Source organism: Psychrobacter sp. AOP5-GZ1-6, from assembly GCF_052376345.1.
Classification (GTDB): Bacteria; Pseudomonadota; Gammaproteobacteria; order Pseudomonadales; family Moraxellaceae; genus Psychrobacter.
Genome location: NZ_JBQSVP010000254.1, coordinates 1 through 1,520 on the forward strand (window position 1 = coordinate 1; position 1,520 = coordinate 1,520).

Genomic DNA, 1,520 nt, shown 5'->3' on the forward strand with positions numbered 1-1,520 from the left:
ACACCATAAAAAAGGGTTGTAGAGGAACTGTATAGTCTCGGGCTACACAATTCCTCTACAACCCTTAATGTTATAAAACCAACCATCATTTAGATGAATTAGTCTGGCATATCAGCCAACTGCTGCAAAATGCTCTTATAGTTCTCAATACCTTGAGCACCGCTGATTAGGTGACGCTCATTAAGAACCATAGAAGGCACACTTTGAATGCCTTGTTGCTGCCAGTGTTGTTTTTCTTTTTCTACTGCTGCAGCAAACCGCTGGTCTGCTAAGACCGCTAATGCTTCGTCACGATCCAATCCAACCTCTGCCGCAACATCGGAAAGCACATTATGATCTGATATATTTTTATTATCGACGAAGTGTGCGACGAACAATGCTTGCTTTAGGTCATGCATACGCCCTTGTTGACTGGCCCAATGTAGCAGCTGATGCGTATTAAAAGTATTGTAAGTACGAAAGTCATCGGTAAACTGAAAATGAAATCCAGCTTCTGAACCTACTTCCGCCATTCTAGCTCGGTTCTCTTGAATGTTCTCAGCAGTGGTACCGTACTTCTCCATGATATGCTCACGATAGTTTCGTCCTTCGTGCGGCGTATTAGGATTTAACTCAAATGGATGCCAGTGAATCTCGTGCGGAGTGTTGGTTTGTTTTAATGCCTCGGCTAGTTGACTATAGCCAATAGCACACCAAGGGCAGACCACATCTGACACGATATCTATTCGTAATGGCTTTTTTGAATCACTCATAGTGGCTCCTTATTTTATACTTATACACATTGTATTTATATATATTGTCGTCTTATACATATTGTATAAAGAGCCGTTCTAAATCGAATAATCTAATTGATGATACGACCCAAAACAGCCCTTCATGTTTTACACAACGTATATTTTATACAGTTGGACAGCTTTAATCAGTTAACTTTAATTAGTCAGCTTTGTGCCATTCAAAACTTTGGAAAGGCTTGTCAATTGGTGTATTGGCCAAATGGTTTGTGTAGTTACTCATTACTTTTTGTGCAGCAGCAAGTATGACTTCTAATACTTGACGTTTGGTAAAACCTGCATTCAAGAATGATTGTACGGCATCATCATTCACGTTACCACGGTCACGAATGACAGACAGGGTAAAGTCACGTAATGCTTCTAGTTTGGCTGTTGGTAGTGGTGTCTCATTACGTAATGCTTCAGTAATTGCGTCATCTACTTTCATGCTTTTTGCGATACCTGTATGTGCAGGGACGCAATAATGGCACTCATGTTCTACGTTGATGGTTTGCCATACAACAGTGGTTTCTTCATTATCAAAACTGCTATCTAAAAACAGTTGATGTAGCTGTTGGTAACCTTCGAGTAAGCCAGGCGCTTCAGCCATCACTGCATGTAGGTTTGGAATCATACCAAAGGCATTGATAGAGTTGTCTAGTAATGCTTGGCTTGCTTCTGGTGCGCTTTCTTTATTATGTAAAGTAAAATCAGTCATATTAAAACCTTTTAATCATTATTAATAAATTG

At 39.9% G+C, this 1,520-nt stretch carries 2 protein-coding genes; both read right to left on the bottom strand.

What is annotated here, in order from left to right:
- Positions 1 to 98: 98 nt before the first annotated feature.
- Entirely contained in the window at positions 99 to 752 is a 654-nt protein-coding gene (locus ACT3RN_RS15525; protein ID WP_444518815.1) for a DsbA family oxidoreductase, read from the bottom strand.
- Positions 753 to 933: 181 nt separating this feature from the next.
- The gene (locus ACT3RN_RS15530) at positions 934 to 1,488 is read right to left on the bottom strand and encodes a carboxymuconolactone decarboxylase family protein (RefSeq protein ID WP_192519413.1); all 555 of its coding nucleotides are present in this window, start codon (positions 1,486 to 1,488) and stop codon (positions 934 to 936) included.
- Between the last annotated feature and the right edge of the window lie 32 nt (positions 1,489 to 1,520).

Coding starts and splice junctions, on each gene's coding strand:
- ACT3RN_RS15525 (WP_444518815.1), bottom strand. CDS start 752: ATGAGTGATTCAAAAAAGCCATTACGAATAGATATCGTGTCAGATGTG.
- ACT3RN_RS15530 (WP_192519413.1), bottom strand. CDS start 1,488: ATGACTGATTTTACTTTACATAATAAAGAAAGCGCACCAGAAGCAAGC.